Origin of the sequence: Streptomyces sp. NPDC050997 (assembly GCF_040660135.1) — a bacterium.
In the GTDB taxonomy this organism is placed as follows: Bacteria; Actinomycetota; Actinomycetes; order Streptomycetales; family Streptomycetaceae; genus Streptomyces.
In genome coordinates, this window is sequence record NZ_JBFAGK010000005.1 from 107,372 (window position 1) to 122,525 (window position 15,154).

The following is a 15,154-nucleotide window of genomic DNA, read 5'->3' on the forward strand; positions in this document are numbered from 1 at the left end:
GCGGAAAAACTCTGAGACGCCGTCGAGCCCGAAGGGCCTCCAAGCAGGCTTCGCCGGAGGAGACTCGACGGCGTCTCCACTGGGGCATTCAGCCGGGCCCGAACTTGACTTTGTCTCAAGGGAGTTGGCAAGTGGAGAGGTAGTATCCGGTCGACCGGGTGGGTTGTCGGCGGCGCAGGTGCCAGAGGCGGGCCCGGGGAACCGCGTGACGTGAAAGTGGCATCGGTACAAGCATGCGACAGCCGGTCAGCGCGGTGTCCGTCGCGCAGGACGTGGCAAGGGAGTGCGGAGAAAGAACTCAAGGGGAGATCGAGGGCAAGGGGGAGTCGTGGCGTACGCGAGAACAGTGCGTGTCTGCGGGGTTCTCGCGGCGTGCGGGAGCTTACTGCTCGGGTGCACCGGCGGCGGTGACGGCGGAGGCGGTGACGAAGACACGGCCGAGGCGGCGACGCCGAAGGCCGGCCGGAGCACCGATGCGGACGCGGGAGCAGGGGGCGGGACGGGAGCGGACGGAGGGACGGGGGCGCCGCCGACACCGAGCTTCGACGCGGCGAAGCAGCCGAAGACCCGGGAGCAGGCGCGGGAGTTGATCCAGAAGGTGATTCCCGGTCCGGAGCAGTTCGGGCCGGGCGTGGTACGGGCGACGCCGCACGAGGGTGACCCCGCCCGCTGGGCGGTGCTGGGCGAGGACTGCGTGTGGCAGCAGCAGGAGCTGCCGAAGAACGTCCTGGCCTCACTGACCCGGCACTTCGAGTTACCCGCGGCGGGCGGCAAGGGGGCGATGCGGCTGTCGGCCACGGTCACCGTGCACCGTACGCCCATGGACGCCGCCTGGGAGCAGGCCCGGTTCCTGGAGGAGGCCCTCGGCTGCGAGGAGCAGCTGCTGCGGCCGGGCGAGCGCCTGACGAATCTGTATTCGTTGGGAAGCGTCTTCGGCGAGAGCGCCAACACGGACTACGACGACCGGGTGACCGAGAACGGCAAGTGCCGAAGTGACACCCGGGGCGGCCCGTATCCCTACACCTGGCATCAGGTGACGCTCGGACCGGTGGTGGTATCCGTCTCCGGGTGCGGGGGACGTGGGCACACTGCTGCGGACGTGTTGGACCCGATCGTCGAGGCGCATACCAAGGCGACGACGCGGGTGGATGGGGCGATCGGATGGGATGCCTCGGCGCCCTCCGACTCGCCGGAGGCGAAGGTCTCACCGGAGGCGAAGGTCTCGCCGAGCAAGTCGGTGCCGGGCACGACGGGGGGTGCGTGATGGAGCGGCTGGTTCCGTCCGATCCGTCGCGCCTGGGCGGCCACCGGCTGCTGGGACGGCTGGGCGCGGGCGGCATGGGCGTGGTCTACCTGGCCCGCACCGGGGCCGGGGAGCTGGCCGCGGTGAAGGTGATCCAGCCCGAGTTCGCCGAGCAGCCCGAGTTCCGGGCCCGGTTCCGCCGTGAGGCGGCCTGCGCCGGACGGGTCGACAGTCCCTGGGTGGTGCCGGTGCTGGGCGCCGACGCGGAGGCCGAGGCGCCGTGGCTGGCGACGGCGTTCGTGCCGGGGCCGTCGCTGGCCGAGGCGGTCGCGGCGTGCGGGCCGCTGCCGGTGCGCGCGGTGCGGGTGCTGGGCAAGATGCTGGCTCAGGCCCTGTCCGCGGTGAACGACTCGGGCCTGGTGCACCGCGACGTCAAGCCCGGCAACATCCTGCTCGCCCTCGACGGGCCCCGGCTGATCGACTTCGGCATCGCGCGGCCCACGGCCGCCGAGGCGACGGAGCTGACCACGGACAACATGGTGGTGGGCACGCCCGGGTTCCTCTCCCCCGAGCAGGCACGGGCCCAGCGGGTGGGCCCGCAGAGCGATGTGTTCTCCCTGGGCTGCGTCCTGGCGTACGCCGCCACCGGACGGCTGCCGTTCGGCACCGGTGCCGTGGACGCGCTGCTGTACCGCACGGTCCACGACGCACCGGAACTGAACGGTGTCGAGGACGACGGGCTGCGGGCGCTGCTGGTGCGCTGCCTGGCCAAGGAGCCCGGACGCCGGCCCACGGCAGCGGAGATGGACGCGGAGCTGGTGGAGGACGCCCCGGAGAGTTCCATCGACTGGCTGCCGGACGCCGTGGTGCGGATGGTCGCCGACCGGTCGGCCGAGCTCCTCGCACTGCCCGGTATCGAGCCCACCGAGGTCCCAGGCGAGGCCCAAGTACCGGGCCGCCGACGGATCCTGGCCCTGGCCGCGGGCGGTGCGGCCGTGCTCGCGGCGGGCGGCGGCGCGGCGCTGTGGGCGGCGCTGCGGGACGATGAGGAGACTCCGGCGGCACAGTCCACGGGTCCGCGCCGGGTCATCGGGGTCCAGGCGGATCTGAGCGGCCCGCAGAAGGAGGCGGGAAGGGCGCAGGAACGGGCCACCCGGCTGGCCGTGGAACAGTTCAACGCCCGCAAGGACAAGCCGTTCACGCTGACGCTCAAGGTGGTGGACGACCGGGGTGAGACCGCACGGGCCCAGCAAGCGGCCCGGCGCCTGACGCGTGACCAAGAGGTACTCGCCGTCCTCGGCCCCACCGGATACACCTCCGTCACGGCCTCCTTGGAGATCTACGAGCGCGTCGGGATGCCGCTGCTGACCGTCTCCGAACTCTCACCGTACGCGGCGCTGGCGGTCCTGCTGACCGACTCACGGGTCTACTTCCATGCCACGCCGACAGCGGACTACGCCGCCATGCGCGCGGTCACCGCGCTCGCTGTGTCGGGGTCCCGCCGCCCAGGTCTGCTGGCCGACCGCGCGGGCGGGGCCGTCGGCTTGGAGTCCGCCAACCTCGTCCCCGGCACGGCGGAGAGCCGGCGGCTGGACCTGTACACGCGGGTCGTCCCGGCCAGCGCGCCCGACCTGTCTCCCGTGGTCGCCGACATGCTCGGCCACGGCATCGACGGCCTCTACTACATGGGCACCCCGGAGCGCGCCGCAGCTGTCGCCCGGGCCTTGGCCGAGCGGGGCTTCGACGGTCCGCGGTTCCTCGAATCCTCCCTGGCCACGGCGTCGTTCATCGCCGCGGCGGGCAGCGCGGCCGAGGGCTGGCAGGTCCTGGCCTCGCACATCGCTCCGGAGGCGGAGCCCCTGCGGGATTTCGCGGCCGCCCATCGCAAGCGGTACGGCGGCGCTCCGGCCGTCTGGGGGGCCGAGGCGTACGACGTCACACGCCTGCTCATCGACCGGCTCACCGCACTCGCCGCGAAGAGCGGCCGACGCCCCAGCCGTGCGCAGGTCACCGAGGCCCTCACGAAGGCCGAGTTCAAGGGGCTGGTCGCCACATACGCGTTCGACGAAAACAGAAAGCTCAGGACGCCGCGGTTCCACCACCACCGAGTGGACGGCGGCCGGTTCGCCTACGTCCGCTCGGTGGACTTCTGAGAGCTTCCGAGGACAAAGACGACGGATGATGAGGTCGCTGCGGGCGGAGGACCCCGATGCCTTGGGCGGGCACCGGCTGCTGGCCCGGCTGGGGGCGGGCGGCATGGGCGTGGTCTACCTGGCCCGTACGGAGGCCGGGGCCCTGGTGGCACTGAAGATGATCCGCGCCGAGCATGCCGCCGATCCCTCCTTCCGGGCCCGGTTCCGGCGCGAGGTACGGCTGGCGACCGGGCTCACCGGCCGCTGGGTGGTGCCGGTGACGGCCGCCGACGCCGAGGCGCGCGAGCCGTGGCTGGCGAGCACCTTCGTGCCCGGCCCGTCGCTGGCCGAGGCGGTGGACGGCCACGGGCCGCTGCCCACGCACACCGTCATCACGCTGGGCCGCCTGCTGGCGCGGGCACTGGCGGAGGTACATGCGGCGGGGCTGGTGCACCGGGACGTCAAGCCCGGCAACGTTCTGCTCGCCCTCGACGGACCGCGACTGATCGACTTCGGTATCGCGCAGGACGGCGGCGCGACGGCGCTGACCGCCCCCGACGCGGTCATCGGCACGCCCGGCTACCTCTCCCCGGAGCAGACCCGGACGGGCGGGGGTGATGTGGGCCCGGCGAGCGACGTGTTCTCCCTCGGCTGTGTGCTGGCCTACGCGGCCACCGGACGACGGCCCTTCGGCACCGGCGACCCCGCGGCCGTTCTCTACCGCACTGTCCATGAAGAACCCGACCTCGGCGGCCTCGACCGGCTCCTGCCGCCGCCGGTACGCGCGGCGGTCACCGACTGTCTGGCCAAGGACCCCGGGCACAGGCCCACGGCGGCCGGCCTGCACCAACGGCTCGAGGCAGCCGCCGACGCACCCGCCGCCCCCACCGGCCGGGGCGACTGGCTGACACCCGGGGTGCTGCGTCTGGTGGCCGAGGGGTCCGCCCGGGCACTCGACCCGCCGCCCCGCCTGGCCGCCAGCACACCGCCGGAACGATCCGGCACGGACACGGCACACCCACCCTCACGCCGCCGACTCCTCACCGTCGTCGGTTCGGCCGCCGCGGTACTCGCCGCGTCCGGCACCGGCGCCGCCGTCCTGCTCACCCGCGAGGACAGCACGGCCGGCGGCACGCCGCGCACCCTGCCGACCCACACCATCGGCCTCCAACTCGACCTGACAGGACCGCAGAAAACCCTGGGGACAACGCAGGAGCGTGGGGCCCGGCTCGCCGTCACCGTCCACAACACCCGAGCCGACGCACGCTTCAAGCTCGCCCTGAAGACCTTCGACTACAGGGGCGAGACAGCCAGGGCACAGGAAACCGCACGCCGCCTCACCGCGGACCCGGCGGTCCTGGCAGTGATCGGCCCCACGACCGCGGCCGCCGTGCGCGCTGCGGCACCCCTGTACACGGACGCGTCCATGCCGCTCGTCCTCGTGTCGTTGGCACCCGAGACCGTGGGACTGCCCGACCCCGATCTGTCGACCGTCTGTTCGATCACGGCCTCCGAGATGTCCCGCAGAATGCCGGCTCTCGACTACCTGACCCGAGTACGCCCCACACGCCGGACCGCCGTCATCGAGGACCGTGCGGCGGGAGAGACATCCTGGGACATCGCCGGCGAGCTGCGCGAGAGCCCGCCCGACGAGGGGACGGCCACGGTCCACTCCGTGGCGGCGAACGAGAACGACTTCCGCCCCGCAGTCGACACCGCTCTGGCTGCCCGGGCGCAGGCTGTCGTCTACACGGGTACCTCGCCGATCCGGGCCGCGCTCTGCGCCCGCGCGCTGGCCGCTGTGGGCTTCGTGGGGCCGCGGATGGGATTCGAGCCCGTGATGCGCCCGGCTTTCCTGAAGGAGGCGGGCGAGGCAGCCGAGGGCTGGTTGTTCGAAGCCCCCTACACCGATCCTGCCGCGACCGGCACCAAGGCCTCCAAGGCGTTCACCGCCGCCTACCGCGAACGCTACGGCGAGCCCCCCGGCCGCTGGGCCGCCGAGGCGTACGACGCCGTCGGTCTGCTCGCCGGCACCCTGGACTCGCTCGGCACGGGCACGGGGATCGAACCCGGCGAGGTCGCCGAACGCCTCTTCCGCACCACCCATGACGGCGTGGCCAAGCGGATCCGGTTCCTCCAGGGCACCCACTTTCTGGAACTGGTGAACATGAACTTCCTGTACCAGGTCACCGACGGCGCCTTCCGTTTCCTGGGGCGGCACGACCTGGTGCGCGGGAGGAAGGGCTGACAGGAAGATTCAGCCCGTTGACCCAAAGCGAAGATTCCCATTCCGCCGCGCAGAGGCTCCGCGTTCGCCAGGGCGTTCAAGCGCGAGTACGGCACAACACCCGGGCAGTACCGCAAGAGCCGGACAGGTCGGCTGACCGAAGAACCGGCCATCACCCCGGCCGGCGCGGAGCCGTGGTCGAACTGCGTACCACCAGCCGGGAACCGACGCGGATGAGCCGGCCGACACCGTCCGGGCCGGGGCCGCCGTTGTCGGGGCGGCTGTCGATGCGGCGCAACAGTTGCTCCGCGGCGAGTTCGCCGAGGTCGCGGGCGCCGTTGTCGACGACGGTGATCGGCGGGTGCCAGTACGGAAACCAGGGCGCCTCCTCGTGGCACACAAGAGAGAGCTGCTCCGGCACCCGGACGCCGAGCTGCACCAGGGCTCCGAGCGCCCCGAACGTCGCTTCGTGGTTGGCGCTGTACAACGCGGTGGGCGGGTCGTCCGCGGCCATCACCCGCATGACCGCCTCCGCGCCGAACGGCACGGTGTACGGGCCACGGGCACAGAGCGTGGGTTCGGGTTCGAGCCCGGCGGCGGTCAGGGCGGCAGCGAATCCCACGTAACGGTCGCGTCCGGAGTCGACGCCCGGCGGGCCGCCGATGAAGGCGATGCGCCGGTGTCCGAGTCCGAGCAGGTGCTGGACGGCCAGTTCGGCGCCTTCCCGGTCGCCGGCCATCACGGAGTCACCGGGAGCGCCGTCGGGTGTGCGCATCAGGTTGACCACGGGGATGCCTGCCGCGCTCACCTGCCGGACCGTCGCGGTGTTGTCGCCGGTGCCCACGATGATCAGGCCGTCGACGCGGTGGTCCAACAGCATGTCCAGGTAACGACGTTCGCGCACCGGGTCGGAGTCGGTGACGCACAGCAGCACCTGGTAGCCGCACTCGTCCAGCCGTTGCTGGAGCACTCCGGTGATGGTGTGGAAGGAGGCGTTCACCAGGTTGGTGATCACCAGCCCTATGAGGTTGCTGCGCCGCGTACGCAGTCCGCTGGCGATCCGGTTCGGGCGGTAGCCGAGGCGTTCCGCCGCGGACTGCACCGCGCGCTTCGTCCGGTCGCTGACCCGGCTGGAGCCGCTCAGCACTCGCGAGGCCGTGCTCTTGGAGACCCCCGCCGCGTCCGCCACCTGGTCCAAGGTGACCGCCATCGGTCCACCCCCGATCATGAAATCGATCCCATGTCGACTCTCCGCAACCCGAGCCGATGAACGTCATCATGTCAGACGCCTTGAAGTCCATGGCGTAAAAAGTACGTTTCGCAGGCAATTTCAAGCCAATCCTGCCTTGACCCCGCCCCGATCGACTGCAACGGTTCGGTGGAATCGATCCCACAGAGTGGCGTCCTGAGGTGTCACGAAGGGACAGCCACGCGATTGGAGCTCACCATGATCCCCACGGGTGCCGTCTCCTGGCACGGCTACTGGCCGGCCGCACCCACGCCGTTCACCGCCGACGGCTCGCTCGACGAGAGCGCCTGGCGCGCACTGCTGCGGCTGTACGCGGAACACGGCGTGCACGGGGTGCTGGTGAACGGCACGACCGGCGAGTGGTTCTCCCAGACCCCCGAGGAGCGCCGCCGGGTGGCCGAGATCGCGGTCACCGAACTCTCCGGACAGATACCGGTGGTGATCGGCTGCGGCGCGTACACCGCGGAAGAGTCCGCGCGATACGGCGAACACGCGCGCTCGATCGGCGCGGACGGCATCCTCACCACCCCGCCGCCCTACGTCCATCCGAGCCAGGACGAGATCCACGCTTTCTACGCCACACTTGCCCAGGCGGTCGACCTGCCGCTCATGGTCTACAACTGGCCGCGCGGCACCGCCGTCGACATCACGGTCGACACCCTGGCCATGCTGGCCGAACTCGACACCGTGGTGGCCGTCAAGGACAGCTCCGGTGACGAGCTGAAGGTCGCGGACACCTGCGCCGCCCTGGCCGGGAAGGTCCAGGTCTTCGGCCGCTTCATCCACCGCCGGGGCATGGCCGTCATGGCCGAGTTCGGCGGCGCCGGAAACATCGACGGCGGCGGCCTCGGCGCCCTCTTCGCCGTCCCCTTCTACGAGGCCTACTGGGCCGGTGACCTCGACCGGGCCCGGGAATGGTCCGCACGCTACGAACGGCTTGTGAACCTGCTCGTCAACGACGACTACAGCTCACGGTTCGCCTCACCCACCTCGCAGCTCAAAGCCGCCATGCGGCTGCTCGGGCAGCCCGGGGGGCACGTACGCCCCCCGCTGCTCCCCCTGGAGAACCCGTCCGCTCTGCTCGGCCTGTCCGCGGCGCTCGACGAGGCCGGGCTGCACCCCTGTTCCACCAGCACCGGAAAAAGGTGAACCGACCGTGCGCAGACTTCTCATCGCGGCCTCCTCCGCCGCCCTGCTTCTGACCGTGGCGGCCTGCGGCAGCGAGGCCTCGCCCTCGTCGTCCGGCGCCGCGGCCCCGACCGGCTGCTCACCCAAGGTGGGCAAGTCGGACCTGGTCAAGGCGGGCACGTTGACGATTTCGACCAACGCGACCCTGCCTCCCATGCAGTACCTGGACGCCTCCAACAAGATCGTCGGCATGCGGGTGGACCTCGGCAACGAGATAGCCAAGCTCCTCTGTCTCACCCCGAAGTTCGTCAACATCCCCTTCGACGCGCAGATCCCCGGCGTGCAGTCTGGGCGCTGGGACATGATCGACACCGGCATGTTCTACACACCTGAGCGCGCCAAGACCATCAAGCTCCTCCCCTACGAGATCCAGGGCGTCTCCGTCTCCGTCGCCAAGGGCAACCCGAAGAAGATCACCTCCGAGGACGACCTGTCCGGCAAGACCATCGCCGTGGAGGCCCCGGGCTACGAGTTCGACACCCTCACCGCGCTCAACAAGGAATTGAAGGCCGCCGGGAAGTCGCAGGTCGCCGTCCACACCTTCACGACCACCGCCGACGCCTACCAGGCTCTGTCCGCGGGCCAGGTCGAGGGCGTGGCCATCGTCGAATCGGTCACCAGCTACTACCAGAAGGACGGCCGCTTCGAGACGGCGGTCAAGGGCATGAACCCCGCGCCGCTCGCCCTCGGCTTCGGCAAGCAGAAGCCCGCCGACGCGGTCGCGGGCGCGCTCAACACCCTGCGCGAAAACGGCTACTTGGCCAAGTTGTTCAAGAAATACGGCGTCACGGCCTACCGCGGCGACCTCAAGGTGACCACAGGCGCGATCAGCGCGAAGTAACCAGCGAAGGGCGAGAGCCATGTGGTCCTGGGATGCCTTCCTTTCCTTTCTCAGCAATCCCCAGCTCATTCAGGGAGCTTGGACGACGATCTGGCTGACCACGGTCAGCATGGCGCTCGCCCTTCCGCTCGCCGTGTTCGTAGCCCTGGGCAGAGCGTCCCGGATCGCGCCGATCCGGCTCGTCACCGGCTTCTACGTGTGGCTGATGCGCGGCACCCCGCTGCTGGTCCAACTGGTCATCATCTACACAGGGTTGCCCCAGGTGGGCCTGCGCCTCGGCGTGATCAGCGCGGCACTGACCGGCCTGGTCCTCAATGAGGCGGCGTACCTCGCGGAGATCGTCCGCGCCGGGGTCCTCTCGGTCCCGCGCGGCCAGTCCGAGGCGGCCCGCGCGCTGGGCATGCCGCCCTTGAAGGTGTTCCGGGTGGTGGTCATGCCGCAGGCACTGCGGGTGATGGTCCCGCCGCTCGGCAACAGCTTCAACGGCCTGCTCAAGACGACCACGCTCGTCTCGGTGATCTCCGTCGAAGAACTGCTGCGCCGCACCCAGTTCGCCGTCCAGACCAACTTCCGTGTCCTGGAGGGCCTCACCGCGGCGGCCCTGTACTACCTGGCGATGACCACCCTGTGGGGACTGGTCCAGCGGTGGCTGGAGATCCGGGTCGGCCGTGGCCACCAGACGGGGCCGAGCCGTAGCCGCCGCATCAAGAGCGCCACCGTACCGGCACTCGAATTGGAGACCCGATGACCGTCGAGAAGACAGCCGCTCCCGTGGTCGTCGAAGCGCGCCAGGTCCGCAAGTCGTACGGCGAAGTCGAGGTCCTCAAGGGCATCGACCTGACGGTCCGGCAGGGCGAGGTCGTCCTCGTCCTGGGTCCGTCGGGCGGCGGCAAGAGCACGTTCCTGCGCACCCTCAACCACTTGGAGTCCCCCGACTCGGGCACCGTCAGCATCTGCGGCGGACGCATCGGCTACGGCGACCGGGCCGGACGCCAGATCCCTCTGCGGGAGCGCAGGATCGCGGTCCAGCGGCGGCGCACCGGCATGGTGTTCCAGCAGTTCAACCTGTTCCCGAACATGACCGCCCTGGACAACGTGGCGGCCGGCCCCGTGCACGTGAACGGCGTCCCCAAGACCGAAGCCCGCGCCGCAGCAAGGGAGTTGCTGGCCACTGTGGGCCTCGCCGACAAGACCGGCTCCTACCCCTCCCAGCTCTCCGGCGGCCAGCAGCAGCGGGTGGCCATCGCCCGCGCCCTGGCGATGCGCCCCGAACTGCTGCTCTTCGACGAACCCACGTCGGCGCTCGACCCGGAGATGGTCGGCGAGGTGCTCGACGTCATGATCCGGCTCCGCGAGAAGGGCATGACCATGATCGTCGTCAGCCATGAGATGGGCTTCGCCCGCGCGGCGGCCGACCGGGTGGTGTTCATCGCCGACGGCCTGGTGGTGGAGGACAAGTCTCCGGACCTGTTCTTCTCCGCGCCGGAGCACGAACGCACCCGGCAATTCCTGGAGCGGATTCTGTGAACCCCCCACCCCCCTTGAGCCCTGTGAGCACAGCCATGAGCACCAGCCACCTACCAGAGACGGTCACCGTGACCATCGACGGCACCCCCAGCCAGGCCTGGGCGGGCCAGTCCGTAACCGCGGTCCTGGTCGCGGCAGGCATCTGGCCGCTGCGCCGCAACCCGGTCAACGGCCAGTTGCGCGGCCCGTTCTGCGGAATGGGTGTCTGTCTGGAGTGCGAGGTGACGATCAACGGCCGCCCGAGCACCCGCAGTTGCACCGCGCATGTCGCCGAGGGCACCGACATCCGCACCCACACCGAGCCCGTGCCGACGGCCGCACATGGCTGACCACAGCGAGGAGTTGGAGGCGGACGTCGCGGTGGTCGGCGGCGGGCCTGGCGGACTGCACGCGGCGCTGGTCCTCGCCCGGGGCGGACTGCGTGTGGTCCTGCTCGACGAGTCCGACACGCTCGGCGGCCAGTACTACAAGCGTCGGGCCGAGCAACTCGCCGCCGCCTTCGGTGACTTCCGCCCACGCGGCACCGAACTGATCCGCCAGGTACGGGCCGCCGGGGTCGTCTGCCGTACCGGCACCCTGGTCTGGGGCGCCGAGGACGCCGGCCGCACCCTGTTCACCTGCGACGTGCGCACCGGCGCCCAGGCACGGGTACGCACCCGTGCCACGCTCGCCGCCACCGGCGCGTACGAACGCACCCTGCCCTTCCCCGGGTGGACGCTGCCGGGTGTGGTGACCCCCGGGTTCGCCCTGCATCTGGCCACCATGGACCGGGTCCCCGTAGGCCAACGGGTGGTGCTCGCCGGGACCGGGCCGTTCCTGCTCCCGGTCGCCTGCGCCCTGTTGGAGGTGGGCGCCAAGATCGAGGCGCTGGTCGAACTGAACCACCCGTACCGCCCCCGGGCCGCTGTGACCGGCGGCGCGCTGCGGCAGCCGGCGCGGCTCGCGGAGGCCGCCCGCTACCTGCTGACCCTCGCCCGCCATGGCGTCCGCGTCGAGCAGGGCTCCCGCGTACTGGCGGCGTACGGCGATACCCAGGTCACCGCCGTGGACATCGGCAGTGCGGACGGAGGCGTCCGCCGGGTCAAGACCGACGCGCTGTGCGTGGGCTTCGGCTTCCGCCCCAGCACCGAGCTCCCCCAGCTGCTGGGCTGCCGTACCGAGGCCGACCCGGCGGGCACGGAGCGGCTCCCGGTCGTGGACGCGGACGGCGCGACCTCGGTGGACGGGCTGTACGTCGCCGGGGACTGCGCCGGCATCGCGGGCGTGCACGCGGCAGGCGTACGAGGACAGCTCGCCGCCCATGCGATCCTTCGCCGCCTGGCACCCGAACGCGCGCCCGTGCGGGTGGAGGGCCTCCGCCGCCGGGCCCGCGCCCTGGATCGGTTCGCGGCGCTCACCGACCGTCTCTACCCCCTGCCCGCCGACGCCATGGCCGACATCGCCGACGCCACCCAGGTCTGCCGCTGCGAGGGGGTCACCGCCGGCGAGATCCGGCGGGCTGCCGCGACCGGCTGGAACGACCTGCACGGCACCAAAGCCGCCACCCGCGCCGGTATGGGCCCCTGCCAGGGCCGCGAATGCGGCCACATAGTCGCGGCGCTGGCCGCGCCGGGCGAGGCGGAGTGCTTCGCGGCCCGTATGCCGCTTCGACCGCTGCCCATGGCCGGCACGGTCGAAGGGCGGGAGGTGACGGACCAGTGATCGGCGCACAGCCGGACGTCATCGTCATCGGCGCCGGCATCCTCGGCGCCAGTACCGCCTTCCACCTCGCCGAACGCGGTTACCACGTCGTGGTGTTGGAGCGCGGCGCCCCCAACAGGGAAGGCTCTGGCACCACCGCGGGCAACCTCCACATCCAGGCCATCCACACCCGTCGCCCCGGCCAGGAGATGCCGGTCGACAGCGCCCGCCTGCTGCCGCTGCAACGCCGGGCGTCGGACCACTGGGCACAGATCGAGGAGCGTCTCGACGCGGACGTGGAACTGCGGCGGAGCGGCGGCTTTATGGTCGCCGAAACTGCCGCACAGGAAGAGGAGTTGAGGGAGAAGCACGAGTGGGAGCGCCGGGCGGGCATCCCCACCGAAGTGCTCACCGGCGACGAGGTCCGCAAGCAACTGCCCCTGCTTTCGGAGAGCGTACGCGCCGCCAGTTGGTGCCCGCTCGACGGATACGCCAACCCGCTCCTGATCACCCCCGCCTATCTGACCGCCGCCCGGCGCCTCGGCACCCAGTTGCACGCCTTCACCCCGGTGACCGGCATCCAGCGGGTCGGCGACGACTACAAGGTGCTCTCGGGGGACCGCAGTTGGACCGCCCCCGTGGTCGTCAACGTGGCCGGCCCGTGGATCACCGAGGTCTCCGCGCTGGCCGGAATCCACGTCCGTATGTCACCGGTCGCGATCCAGATGCACGTGACCGTGCGGGTGCCGCCGGTGATGCACCACCTGATCCAGCACATCGGCGAGGGCATGTCGGTCAAACAGGTCAGTGCGGGCAACCTGCTGATCGGCGGCGGCTGGCCCGCCGCCGGACTGGACATGGCGGGCCGCAGCACCGTCAGTCCGGCCAGCATGGCCGGCAACCTCGCCCAGGCCGGGCGGATCCTGCCGTTCCTCGGCGGGCTGCGCCTGCTGCGCATGTGGGCCGGACCACTGGCCGCGACCCCGGACGAGATGCCGGTGATCGGCGAAGTCTCCGGGCACCCCGGGTTCTTCGTCGCGGGCGGCACCTACGCGTTCACTCTCGCCCCGGTGTGGGGCGACACGCTGTGCCGCCAGATCACCGGAGAGCCCCCGGCCGACCCGGTGGACGACCTGGGCCCCGGCCGCCTGCTGTACGACGCCGCCACCACTCCCGTATCGCCCTGAAAGGCACTCACCCATGACCTTGAAGATGTTCGTCAACGGCCAGGCCATGGCCGGAGGCAGCCTCAACCACGCGCTGAAGGACGCACGGCTGCTCGGCCCCGCCCGCACGGCGCCCGCCTACCGCTTCTTCTCCGTACGCGACGAGTTCCCCGGCCTGCACCCGGTCACGGAGGGCGGCGCGGCGATCAACGGCGAGGTGTACGAGGTCAGCTACGAGGCGCTGCGCGAGCGGCTGCTCCCCGAGGAGCCCCACGAACTCGAACTTGGCGTCATCACCCTGGAGGACGGATCGGGTTCCTTCTCGATGCGCATGCGTGCCTCCGCACTGACGGCCCCCGGTGTCCTCGACATCACCGCCCACGGCGGCTGGCACGCCTACCTCGCCACGCTCTGACCCCTCGTCCCCCTGTACCGGCCTACTGGAGGCTCGCCATGTCCCTTTCCGAACCGGTCGACCTCGTCGTCCGAGGCGGCACCGTGGTCAACGCCGACTGGCAGGGCGCCGCGGACGTCCTGGTCGGCGGCGGAAAGGTCCTGGGGGTGGTGGAACCGGGCGCGTACCGTTCCGCACAGCCGCCCGGCATCACCGAGATAGACGCCGCCGGACGCCTCGTACTGCCCGGCGGGGTGGACCCGCACTGCCATGTCGGTTTCACCTCGGGGGACTTCACCTCCCTCGACGACTACCGGCAGGCCACGACCGCCGCTGTCTTCGGCGGTACGACCACGATCGTCGACTTCGCGATCCCCCGCCCCGGGCAGAACCCGGCCGATGTCGCGGCGGCCCAACGCGCCAAGGCGGGGCAGGGGTTGTGCGACAGCGCACTGCACGCGTGTGTGGTCCAGTGGGACGACACCGTGCCGGAGCAGCTGCGCTCACTGACCTCCGACGGCATCGTCACGGTCAAGATGTTCACCACCTACCGCGGCGAGACCATGGCCGACGAGAAGACCATCCTCAACGTGATGACCACGCTGAGGGACCTCGGCGGCATGGTGGTCATCCACTGCGAGGCCGACCACATCATCTCCGACGTGCAGGAACGCGGTGAAGCGGCCGACGCGATCAGTGCCTGCCACCACGCCGGCACCAGGCCGGAACTGGCCGAGAACGCCTCCGTCGCCGAGATCCTCGCCATCGCCGAATCGGTCGCAGCTCCCGTGTACTTCGTGCACCAGTCCACGCCCGAGGCCGTCGACCTGGTGGCGCGCGCCCGCAGCCGAGGAGTGCGCGCCTTCACCGAGACCGTCGCCCACCATCTCGTCCTGGACGACACGGCGTACGCGGGCCCGCACCCGGAGCGGTTCGTGTGCTGCCCCCCGCTGCGCGCCGCCGACACGGTCACCGGGCTGCGCTCCCGAGTACTGATGGGCCAGGTCGCCACCATCGGCAGCGACCACTGCTGCTACGACACGGCCCAGAAGGAGTCGGTGAGCCACGACGTACGGGCGATGCCCAACGGTCTACCGGGGGTGGAGACCCGTATGCCGGTGATCTTCAGCGAGCTGGTGCTCAAGGGCGGCCTGTCGGCGGCCCGCTTCGTCGGATTGATGTGCGCCAACCCGGCCAGGCTCAATGGCCTGTACCCCCGCAAGGGAGTCATCGCGCCCGGCTCGGACGCGGACCTGGCGATCTGGGACCCCACGGCCACCCGGACCGTCCGCAGCGCAGGCCTGCACATGGCCACGGACTACACGCCGTACGAGGGCATGACGGTCACCGGCTGGCCGGAGACCGTCGTGGTGGGCGGCCGTCCCGTCGTCGAGGCCGGCCGGCTGACGGACGCCGAGCCCCGCGGCCGTCATCTGCGCTCCGGCCCGCTGAGCCGGTCCCTGGTCTGCTGATCCCGCGGGTCCCCTTGACGCGGCGAACGGCGCTG

General features: G+C 71.1%; 13 protein-coding genes. 12 read left to right on the plus strand and 1 reads right to left on the minus strand.

What is annotated here, in order from left to right:
* Positions 1-328 precede the first annotated feature (328 nt).
* Genes AB0H86_RS13270 through AB0H86_RS13280 form a run of 3 tightly spaced genes read left to right on the plus strand, consistent with a single transcriptional unit; the run spans position 329 to position 5,623 of the window.
* Positions 329-1,264: a hypothetical protein gene (locus AB0H86_RS13270; protein WP_362436663.1), complete on the plus strand. Its 936-nt coding sequence runs from the start codon at positions 329-331 to the stop codon at positions 1,262-1,264.
* Positions 1,264-3,396, plus strand: a complete 2,133-nt coding sequence (locus AB0H86_RS13275; RefSeq protein WP_362436665.1) for a bifunctional serine/threonine-protein kinase/ABC transporter substrate-binding protein — start codon at positions 1,264-1,266, stop codon at positions 3,394-3,396. Before AB0H86_RS13270 ends, AB0H86_RS13275 begins: the two co-directional genes overlap by 1 nt.
* Positions 3,397-3,424: 28 nt before the next feature.
* Complete coding sequence (locus AB0H86_RS13280; protein WP_362437340.1) at positions 3,425-5,623, plus strand: bifunctional serine/threonine-protein kinase/ABC transporter substrate-binding protein; 2,199 nt, start codon at positions 3,425-3,427, stop codon at positions 5,621-5,623.
* Positions 5,624-5,774: 151 nt separating this feature from the next.
* Here the strand turns inward: AB0H86_RS13280 and AB0H86_RS13285 are convergent, their stop codons facing one another.
* A complete protein-coding gene (locus AB0H86_RS13285; RefSeq protein ID WP_362436666.1) occupies positions 5,775-6,812 on the minus strand; it encodes a LacI family DNA-binding transcriptional regulator in 1,038 nt (345 codons plus the stop codon).
* A 237-nt stretch (positions 6,813-7,049) separates the two neighbouring features.
* On the opposite strand from AB0H86_RS13285, the gene AB0H86_RS13290 reads away from it, so the two are divergent.
* From AB0H86_RS13290 to hydA, 9 genes are read left to right on the plus strand one after another with little or no spacing between them, the layout of a single operon-like run.
* Positions 7,050-8,000, plus strand: a complete 951-nt coding sequence (locus AB0H86_RS13290; RefSeq protein WP_362436668.1) for a dihydrodipicolinate synthase family protein — start codon at positions 7,050-7,052, stop codon at positions 7,998-8,000.
* A 7-nt stretch (positions 8,001-8,007) separates the two neighbouring features.
* Positions 8,008-8,880, plus strand: a complete 873-nt coding sequence (locus AB0H86_RS13295) for an ABC transporter substrate-binding protein (RefSeq protein ID WP_362436670.1) — start codon at positions 8,008-8,010, stop codon at positions 8,878-8,880.
* A gap of 19 nt (positions 8,881-8,899) precedes the next feature.
* Positions 8,900-9,628 (plus strand): amino acid ABC transporter permease, encoded by a 729-nt coding sequence (locus tag AB0H86_RS13300; RefSeq protein ID WP_362436672.1) that lies wholly within the window; start codon positions 8,900-8,902, stop codon positions 9,626-9,628.
* Positions 9,625-10,407, plus strand: a complete 783-nt coding sequence (locus tag AB0H86_RS13305) for an amino acid ABC transporter ATP-binding protein (RefSeq protein WP_362436674.1) — start codon at positions 9,625-9,627, stop codon at positions 10,405-10,407. The genes AB0H86_RS13300 and AB0H86_RS13305 overlap by 4 nt, the downstream gene beginning before the upstream one ends.
* Positions 10,408-10,442: 35 nt before the next feature.
* Positions 10,443-10,736 carry a (2Fe-2S)-binding protein gene (locus AB0H86_RS13310; RefSeq protein WP_362436676.1) on the plus strand — a complete coding sequence of 98 codons (294 nt, stop codon included), beginning with the start codon at positions 10,443-10,445 and terminating at the stop codon, positions 10,734-10,736.
* Entirely contained in the window at positions 10,729-12,108 is a 1,380-nt protein-coding gene (locus AB0H86_RS13315; RefSeq protein ID WP_362436677.1) for an FAD-dependent oxidoreductase, read from the plus strand. Before AB0H86_RS13310 ends, AB0H86_RS13315 begins: the two co-directional genes overlap by 8 nt.
* Positions 12,105-13,274 carry an FAD-dependent oxidoreductase gene (locus tag AB0H86_RS13320; RefSeq protein WP_362436679.1) on the plus strand — a complete coding sequence of 390 codons (1,170 nt, stop codon included), beginning with the start codon at positions 12,105-12,107 and terminating at the stop codon, positions 13,272-13,274. The genes AB0H86_RS13315 and AB0H86_RS13320 overlap by 4 nt, the downstream gene beginning before the upstream one ends.
* A gap of 13 nt (positions 13,275-13,287) precedes the next feature.
* Positions 13,288-13,668, plus strand: a complete 381-nt coding sequence (locus AB0H86_RS13325; protein WP_362436681.1) for a gamma-glutamylcyclotransferase — start codon at positions 13,288-13,290, stop codon at positions 13,666-13,668.
* A 38-nt stretch (positions 13,669-13,706) separates the two neighbouring features.
* Positions 13,707-15,119, plus strand: coding sequence for a dihydropyrimidinase (gene hydA / locus AB0H86_RS13330; RefSeq protein WP_362436683.1), 1,413 nt, complete (start codon positions 13,707-13,709; stop codon positions 15,117-15,119).
* Positions 15,120-15,154 lie beyond the last annotated feature (35 nt).

Bases quoted from the DNA above. Each gene is read 5' to 3' on its own strand.
- AB0H86_RS13275 (WP_362436665.1), top strand. From the start codon at position 1,264: ATGGAGCGGCTGGTTCCGTCCGATCCGTCGCGCCTGGGCGGCCACCGG.
- AB0H86_RS13325 (WP_362436681.1), top strand. From the start codon at position 13,288: ATGACCTTGAAGATGTTCGTCAACGGCCAGGCCATGGCCGGAGGCAGC.
- AB0H86_RS13280 (WP_362437340.1), top strand. From the start codon at position 3,425: ATGAGGTCGCTGCGGGCGGAGGACCCCGATGCCTTGGGCGGGCACCGG.
- hydA (WP_362436683.1), top strand. From the start codon at position 13,707: ATGTCCCTTTCCGAACCGGTCGACCTCGTCGTCCGAGGCGGCACCGTG.
- AB0H86_RS13305 (WP_362436674.1), top strand. From the start codon at position 9,625: ATGACCGTCGAGAAGACAGCCGCTCCCGTGGTCGTCGAAGCGCGCCAG.
- AB0H86_RS13310 (WP_362436676.1), top strand. From the start codon at position 10,443: ATGAGCACCAGCCACCTACCAGAGACGGTCACCGTGACCATCGACGGC.
- AB0H86_RS13290 (WP_362436668.1), top strand. From the start codon at position 7,050: ATGATCCCCACGGGTGCCGTCTCCTGGCACGGCTACTGGCCGGCCGCA.
- AB0H86_RS13285 (WP_362436666.1), bottom strand. From the start codon at position 6,812: ATGGCGGTCACCTTGGACCAGGTGGCGGACGCGGCGGGGGTCTCCAAG.
- AB0H86_RS13315 (WP_362436677.1), top strand. From the start codon at position 10,729: ATGGCTGACCACAGCGAGGAGTTGGAGGCGGACGTCGCGGTGGTCGGC.
- AB0H86_RS13300 (WP_362436672.1), top strand. From the start codon at position 8,900: ATGTGGTCCTGGGATGCCTTCCTTTCCTTTCTCAGCAATCCCCAGCTC.